Source organism: Streptomyces purpureus (genome assembly GCF_014648195.1).
In the GTDB taxonomy this organism is placed as follows: domain Bacteria; phylum Actinomycetota; class Actinomycetes; order Streptomycetales; family Streptomycetaceae; genus Streptomyces; species Streptomyces purpureus.
In genome coordinates this window covers 1-7441 of the sequence record NZ_BMQQ01000034.1, presented here as the reverse complement: position 1 = coordinate 7441, position 7441 = coordinate 1, and the positions used below count along the sequence as shown (strand labels likewise).

At 73.2% G+C, this 7441-nt stretch carries 6 protein-coding genes and 1 pseudogene; 5 read left to right on the top strand and 2 right to left on the bottom strand.

From position 1 onward, the window contains the following. The first annotated feature begins 145 nt into the window (after positions 1-145). Both IEZ01_RS30000 and leuE read left to right on the top strand, forming a co-directional pair. The gene (locus tag IEZ01_RS30000; RefSeq protein WP_189204862.1) at positions 146-460 is read left to right on the top strand and encodes a hypothetical protein; all 315 of its coding nucleotides are present in this window, start codon (positions 146-148) and stop codon (positions 458-460) included. 38 nt (positions 461-498) lie between these two features. After that, positions 499-1149: a leucine efflux protein LeuE gene (gene leuE, locus IEZ01_RS29995; RefSeq protein WP_019886349.1), complete on the top strand. Its 651-nt coding sequence runs from the start codon at positions 499-501 to the stop codon at positions 1147-1149. Between the two features lie 69 nt (positions 1150-1218). Here leuE and IEZ01_RS29990 read toward each other — a convergent pair whose 3' ends face one another. Then, positions 1219-2289, bottom strand: coding sequence for a mechanosensitive ion channel family protein (locus IEZ01_RS29990; RefSeq protein ID WP_189204860.1), 1071 nt, complete (start codon positions 2287-2289; stop codon positions 1219-1221). Between the two features lie 267 nt (positions 2290-2556). Here IEZ01_RS29990 and IEZ01_RS29985 point away from each other — a divergent pair, with 267 nt between their 5' ends. Continuing rightward, on the top strand, positions 2557-3093 hold the full coding sequence (locus tag IEZ01_RS29985; protein WP_019886347.1) for an HNH endonuclease: 537 nt from the start codon (positions 2557-2559) through the stop codon (positions 3091-3093). Between the two features lie 230 nt (positions 3094-3323). Here the strand turns inward: IEZ01_RS29985 and IEZ01_RS29980 are convergent, their stop codons facing one another. Then, the gene (locus IEZ01_RS29980; protein ID WP_189204858.1) at positions 3324-6386 is read right to left on the bottom strand and encodes a glycoside hydrolase family 84 protein; all 3063 of its coding nucleotides are present in this window, start codon (positions 6384-6386) and stop codon (positions 3324-3326) included. Positions 6387-6619: 233 nt separating this feature from the next. Here IEZ01_RS29980 and IEZ01_RS29975 point away from each other — a divergent pair, with 233 nt between their 5' ends. Together IEZ01_RS29975 and IEZ01_RS29970 are read left to right on the top strand one after the other, a co-directional pair. After that, on the top strand, positions 6620-6829 hold the full coding sequence (locus IEZ01_RS29975) for a hypothetical protein (protein WP_019886345.1): 210 nt from the start codon (positions 6620-6622) through the stop codon (positions 6827-6829). A 19-nt stretch (positions 6830-6848) separates the two neighbouring features. After that, positions 6849-7441: pseudogene (locus IEZ01_RS29970) on the top strand (4-alpha-glucanotransferase); the annotation flags it as partial.

The following is a 7441-nucleotide window of genomic DNA, read 5'->3' as shown; positions in this document are numbered from 1 at the left end:
CCCCGACGTCGAAATGGCCTGATCCGTACGGGACTTGAGTCCTCGGAAACCCGGATTCACACGGCGCGCCCGGCGAGCGGGCCCGCACCCTCGACCGGACCATCGACGGCATCCGGCGGATGCTCGGCGAGGTGGAGCTGTCGTCGTGGAGTTCTCGCGGTTCATCCCGCTGCCCAACAGCCCCGCCTGGGATCTCCTCGTCGACTACGATCGTCCCTCCTTCTTCAGGAGCAGCGACGACATCGACGCCTACCTGGCCGGTCTGGACATCACCATCACGCCGGAGAAGCGCCGAGCCGTACGACCGCTTCGGCGAGGAGGACCTGCTCGACATCGAGGAACTCGCCGCCGGGCAGAGAACTTCACCCACGTCACCGAGGAGTACGCGCTCAGCCGGATCGCCGACGTGGGCGAGCTCGTCACCGCGCACAACGTACGTACCGGCAACAACGTCGGATAGCCGGCCCCGAGTCCGGCACACAACGAAGGGAGAGATCGATGCTGGGAGTCACCAACCTTTCCACCTACGCCCTGGGGACCCTCCTCATCATTCTTCTCCCGGGGCCCAGTTCGCTGTACACGCTGTCCGTCGCCGCACGCCGCGGCGTACGGACCGGATACCGCGCCGCGGCCGGCGTCTTCATCGGGGAGGCGCTGCTGATGGTCGGCACCGCGGCCGGGCTCGCCTCGCTGCTGCGGACCAACGCGCTGGTCTTCTCGGTGATCAAATACGCGGGGGCCGGGTACCTCGCCTGGATCGCCGTAGGGATGATCCGCGCGGCCTGGGGGCTGTGGCGCGACCGCCGCCTCCCGGCGGAGGCCGCGGCGGCCGAGACGGCCGGCGGGGACGAGCGGCCCTTCCGGCGCTCGCTGGTCATCACCCTGCTCAACCCGAAGGCGATCCTCTTCTTCATCTCCTTCTTCGTGCAGTTCGTGGACCCGGCCTATCCGCACCCCGCGCTCTCCTTCACCCTGCTCGCCGGGGTCTACCAGGTGATCAGCGTGAGCTATGTGACCGTACTCATCCTGGCCGGCACCTACCTCTCGGCCCAGTTCCGCCGCCGCAGGCGGCTGTCGGCCGGGCTGACCAGCGGTGCCGGGGCGCTGTTCCTCGGGTTCGCCGCCAAGCTCGCGACAACCAACGGCTGACACCGGCCGACCGGTACGCAAAGAAGGGCGCCCCGGCCAGCACGGCCGGGGCGCCCTTGACGGCACTCGCTACTTCGTCAGGTTCGTCGGCTGGGCCGGCGGCAGCGGGGTCGCCGCCACGCCCTGCGGGGAGGTCGGCGAGGCGAAGGCCGACGGCGCCGCCATACCCGCCGTCGGGTCGGGGGTGGACTCCTCCGCCGGGGCGGGAAGGCCGCCGACGATCCGGATGCCGGCCTCGTCGAAGGCGCGCTTGATGCGCCAGCGCAGCTCGCGCTCGACGCCCAGGGCCTTGCCCGGCATCGTCTTCGCGGCGACCCGGACGGTCATGGAGTCGAGCAGGACCTCGTTCAGGCCGAGAACCTCCACCGGGCCCCACAGCCGCTCGTTCCACGGCTCGTCCTTGGCCAGCGCGTCCGCGGCCTCGGTGATCACCGAGCGGACGTGGTCCAGGTCCTCGGTCGGGCGGACGGTGACGTCCACCGCGGCCGTGGCCCAGCCCTGGCTCAGGTTGCCGATCCGCTTGATCTCGCCGTTGCGGACGTACCAGATCTCGCCGTTGTCGCCGCGCAGCTTCGTCACCCGCAGGCCGACCTCGATCACCTCGCCGGAGGCGACACCCGCGTCGACCGAGTCACCGACGCCGTACTGGTCCTCAAGGATCATGAAGACGCCTGAGAGGAAGTCGGTGACGAGATTGCGGGCGCCGAAACCGATCGCCACACCCGCCACACCGGCGGACGCCAGCAGCGGCGCCAGGTCGATCTTGAAGGCGCCGAGGATCATCAGCCCGGCCGTGCCCAGGATCAGGAACGACGCGACCGAGCGCAGGACCGAACCGATCGCCTCGGAGCGCTGGCGGCGCCGCTCGGCGTTGACGAGCAGACCGCCCAGCGCGGTGCCCTCGACGGCCTGGGCCGAGCGGTTCATCCGCTCGATCAGCTTCGTCAGCGCACGCCGTATGGCCATCCGCAGCAGCAGCGCCACCACGATGATCAGCAGGATGCGCAGACCGGTGTTGAGCCAGGTGGACCAGTTCTCCTCCACCCAGCCCGCGGCGTTGGTCGCCTTCTGCGCGGCTTCGTCGAGAGTGACGGGACCGTTCAGCGGGTCGGCGGCCAGCGACGGGGCGGACCAGGGCACGGCGGGTACCTCCAGGCAATGCGTAGGGCGGACCAACCACACTAACGGGGCATCGGGTGTGCTCCCCCGGCCTTGTTCGAGGGAGAGACGAGCCTCACCCGGGGAAGCTCCCAAGAAGCAAGCAACACGCCCGCCATGTGGTCGATGCCACAAAATCCTCCCGACCCGTTACGAGGACGTGGTGGCGCTTCGACCAGGCATGAGGAGAGACTGAGAGCAGTTCGTCCCGGCGCGAGCCACGCGCCGCCGGCGCCATAGGAGGCATCCGTGCCGCACGTCCTGGTCCTCAACGCGTCGTACGAGCCCCTCGGCGTCGTACCGCTCCGCCGCGCGCTCGTCCTCGTTCTGGAGAACAAGGCACTCTGCCTCGAGGAGTCCGGCGCCTTCATGCACAGCGAGACCCGTGTCATCCCCGCACCCAGCGTGGTCCGGCTGAAGCGCTTCGTGCGGGTCCCCTACCGGGGGCCCGTTCCTCTTACCCGCAGAGCGCTCTTCGCCCGGGACGGCGGACGCTGTATGTACTGCGGTGGCGTCGCAACCAGCGTCGACCACGTCATTCCGCGCAGCCGCGGCGGCCAGCACGCCTGGGAGAACGTGGTAGCCGCCTGCCGCCGCTGCAACCACGTCAAGGCCGACCGCCACCTCATGGAGCTCGGCTGGCGCCTGCGCCACCAGCCCGCGCCGCCCACCGGTCTGGCCTGGCGCATCATCGGCACGGGGCATAGGGACCCGCGCTGGCTGCCCTACCTGCAGCCGTACGGCGCGGACGACGCGATGGCCCGGATCGACGGCATCTCTGCCTGAGAGCGGGTTTTTTTGTACCCCGGCCGGCCCCCGGTGGAACCCGGGCCGACCCGTGGTGAGACTTCGGTGGGATGACCGGTGGGACCCTGGGTCGGATCCCGGTCGCCCCAGGCCGGCCCCCGGTGGAACCCCGGGCCGGCCCCCGGTGGGACTGCGGGGGGACCACCGGTGGGAACACCAGTGGGACCAGGTCGGCCCCCGGCCCGGGAAGTCCCGGCCGGGGTTCCTTCTCACTCCTGCGGCGCCCCGGGCGCCCCGGGTGTCGCAGGAGTCACAGGTGTTTCCGGGGCTTCCGACGCCCCCGGCAGCCCCGGCGCCTTCGGTGCCACGGGCGCGCCCGGCGTACCCCCGGCGACCGCGTACGCCTCCACGCTCCACAGCGAGTAGCCGTACCGGGTCGCCCGCGCGTCCCCCTGGATCCGTACGAAGCGGGCGTCGGGGGCGTCCATGCGGATCGATTCCTCACCGCCGCGGCCGTCCAGGACCGTCGCCGCCGTGCGCCAGACGACCCCGTCCGACGACACCTGGACGCGGTACCTCGAAGCGTGCGCGTCCTGCCAGCGCAGCACGACCCGGCCGAGCCGGACCGGCGCGGGCAGCTCCAGCTGCCACCAGGCGCCGTCCTCGGCCGGCGAGGACCATCGGGTGGCCGGATCCCCGTCGAGGGCCGCGGGGGCCGGGAAGTCGGGCGTCTCGTCGCCGGACGAGGAGGCCGTGCCCGTACGGGCCAGGTCCACCGCGTCCGTCCGGGGGAAGGCCCGGACCGTGAGGACCCGCTCCTCCCCGGCGAAGGAGACCGGGACGCGGTACTCGCCCGCCGGGGTGCCCGGCGCCACCGAGACGTCCATCGGGACCGTCGCGCGCGTGCCCCGCGGAACCGTCGTCTCCTTGGGGAGCCGCACCACGATGCCCGCCGGGGCCTTCGCGGTGAGCGTGCCGCGGACCTCGTCCGGGCGCTGCGCCGACAGGACGACGTCCACCCGCTGGGCCGGACCGCCGATCTCCGCGTCCGCCTGGGCCCGCGCCAGCGCGAGAGCGGCCCGCGGCGCGTCGCCGAACCAGGGGACGAGCTTGCGTACGGCCGGCGCCGCGCCGGTGCCGTCCCACACGATCCGCACCGCGTCCGCCCGCAGCCCCTTGGCGTCCGTCTGGGTCCAGCCGCTCGTCGACAGCGGGCCGAGCAGCCGCCAGCCCTCGCCGGGGACGTACGCCTCCACGCGCGCGCCGTCGCCCGTGCCGGGCTCGGTCATCACGGTGAGTGTTTCCACCGGCCGCGTACGGTCCAGCGTCACCGTGTACGCCCCGGAGGCGCGCGAGACCGTACCGTCCTTGCGGTCGGCGCCGGTCCAGGCCGCGCCTTCCTTGACCGCCCGGTCCAGGAACGGGTCCAGGACCCCCTTGCCGACGGTGACCCGGCTCGCCCGGACGGCCCGGCGCAGCGGCTCCAGGGCCAGGGAGGACTGCCAGGCCGCCGTGCCGTCGCCGCGGGCCTGGGCCTGGAGCATGTCGACCGCGTACTCACCCGCCCGGCCGTACCGCGCCAACTGCTCCAGCCACGGACCCACTTCGTCGTCCAGACGGCCGTCCGCCGGCCCCTTCAGGCGCTGCGGGGCCTCCCGCATCACGGTGAAGGCCGCGCGCAGCTCACGGGCCGCCTTGTCCCGGGCCTGGGCGCCCGCTCCCGCGCGCGTACGCCAGAAGGCGTCGAGCAGCGGCCTGAGGTAGGCGGACTCGGACGGGGAGAGGATCGAGGAGGAGTCGTTCCCGGCGAGCGCCCGCAGGGCCTCGCGGGTCTTCGGGTCACCGCCCGCGAGATCGTCCACGGCGGCGTCCCAGGACTCCTGCGGCACGTAACCCTTCGGGTTCCAGGCGAAGTCGGCGGCCGTGAAGAGCGGGATCCGGGACGCGGACGGCTGCGCCATCGCCTGGGCGAGGAAGGCGGCCGATCCGGACGCGACGGCCGGCTCACGGCCCCGCGACGGGCCGAGGAAGAGCCGGTCCTGCGCCCAGTCGTTGACCGGGTAGTTGTCCATGGTGACGAGCGGATGGCGGAACGCGTCGCGGGCACCGGCCAGTTCACGGCCGGTGATCGTGCGCGGCACGACACCGACGCCCGTCCACGCCACCCGCACCCGTCCGTCCAGCTTGGCGGCGAGCGCCGTGCGGTAGGCGGTCGCGCCGTCCTGGTAGTACTCCGTCGGCATCACCGTCAGCGGCTCCGCGTCCGGGTACCGCTCGGCCAGGTGCCGGTCCAGCGCACCGGCCACGCGCGCGTGGGCGGCGGCGGCCGCCTCGGGACCCCGGCCGAAGGTGTCCGCGTCCCGGTCGCAATGCCACTCGCTGTAGCTGACGTCCTGGAACTGCAGCTGGAAGGCACGCACGCCCAGCGCCCACATCGCGTCCACCTTGCGGGTGAGCGCCTTGACGTCGTCGTCGGAGGCCAGACACATCGACTGCGCGGGCGACACGGCCCAGGCGACGGTCACATGGTTGGCCCGGGCGCGCTCGGCCAGCTCCCGGAAGTTGGCGCGCTGCTCGGCCGGGTACGGGTCGCGCCACTGGGTCTGGCGGTACGGGTCGTCACCGGGCGCGTAGAGGTACCGGTTCTGCTTGGTGCGGCCCATGAAGTCGAGCTGCGTCAGCCGCTCCTGGTGGCTCCACGGGCGTCCGTAGAACCCCTCGGACAGGCCCCGGACCTTTGTGCCTGGCCAGTCCCTGACCTCCACCCCGCGCAGCGAACCGGTTTCCCTGTCGAGGAGTTGACGCAGCGTCTGCACGGCGTGGAACAGCCCGTCGGAACCGACGCCGTCGACCGCGACCGTCGGCCGGCCCTGGAAGCGGCCGGTCGCCAGCCGGTAGCCGCCGTCCGGCAGATCGGCGCGTTCGGGCACACGCAGGGCGCGCAGCGCCTCCTGCGCGCCGGGGCCGCCGAGGCGCACGACCGTGCCACGGCCCGGCAGGGCCGGGTGGACGGTCCGCACCCCCGCCTCCGCGAGCAGGCCGCGCAGCGCGGCGACGGCGTACGGATCGACCCCCGGGGACAGCAGCAGCGTCACCTCGTCCTTGAGGACGACGGACGGCCCGGTGGTCCGCAGCGACTGCGGGCGCGGCCATATGGCGGGTTGCCCGGTGGAGGCGGCGCGCTCGGGAGCGTCGGGCGCGGTGGTGGCCGGGTCGGTGGGGGAGTGTGGTGCGGCCGGGGCGGCGACCGCGCCGGGGGCGGTGCCGAAGAGCCCGCCGATCACGGCGATCGCCACGGCCGTCGCGGTCCGCTTGCTGCGCCCGAGCTGCACGTCTGTCTCCTCGACCTTCCTTGTCCCACCGCTGGGTTTTCGAGCCGATGGGTTGTGAGCCCACCACCGACCCGGTGAAGGTGTCAATGTGCGTGGCCGTTGTGTCCGTTTTGCCTGGTGGGATGGGCTGTAGGTCTGTCTTGCCGCCGGCTGGGTAGGGCTGAGGTGTCCCCCTCGCCCGGACGATCACCGAGACCCGTCCCGGAGATCACCGACACGAACAGGAGGCCCCCGTGGCCGCATCCGCGCAGTTGCTGCTGTCCGCCCTCTCGAAACAGGTCCCCGGACCCCGCGCCGACCACGCGATACCCCTCACGAGCGAGCCCCCGCTCGCCGACGCCGCCCCGCTCACCAGCGAACCGCCGCTCGCCGAAGCGGCCCCCCTGACCAGCGAACCGACCTCCCCCGGTACCGCCGGCGGCATGGAGTCGCCCGGCATGTGACCCCTCCCTAGGAGCCCGTATGGCCCCCACGCCCCTGGCCCGCCTCGCCGCGCTGCACTCGGTCGCCACCACGTACTCACCGTCCGAAGGCGTCACGGTCCAGGTGCCGGACGCCACGGTCGTCGCGGTCCTCGCCGCGCTGGACGTGGACGCGTCCGACGAGCGGGCCGTCGCGGCCTCCCTGGCGGCCGCCGAGGCCGCGCGGGCCCGGCGGCTGCTGCCCGCGACGGTGGTGCTCTGGACGGACGACCCGGCCCCGCCGGCCGCCCTCGCGGCGCTGCCGCCGGGCACGCGCGTGTGGGTCACCCCCGAGGACGGCACGGGGCCCGCGCTCTGGCGTCTCCCGGAGGGCCCGTCCGGTGCTCGGCCGGGTCTTGGTGTGCACCGCCTCGACGTAGGGGCCCCCGAGGACGGCACGGAGTCCGCGCTCTGGCGTCTCCCGGAGGGCCCGTCCGGTGCTCGGCCGGGTCTTGGTGTGCACCGCCTCGACGTAGGGGCCCCCGAGGACGGCACGGAGTCCGCGCTCTGGCGTCTCCCGGAGGGCCCGTCCGGTGCTCGGCCGGGTCTTGGTGTGCACCGCCTCGATGGACGGACCCCCGAGGACGGCACGGA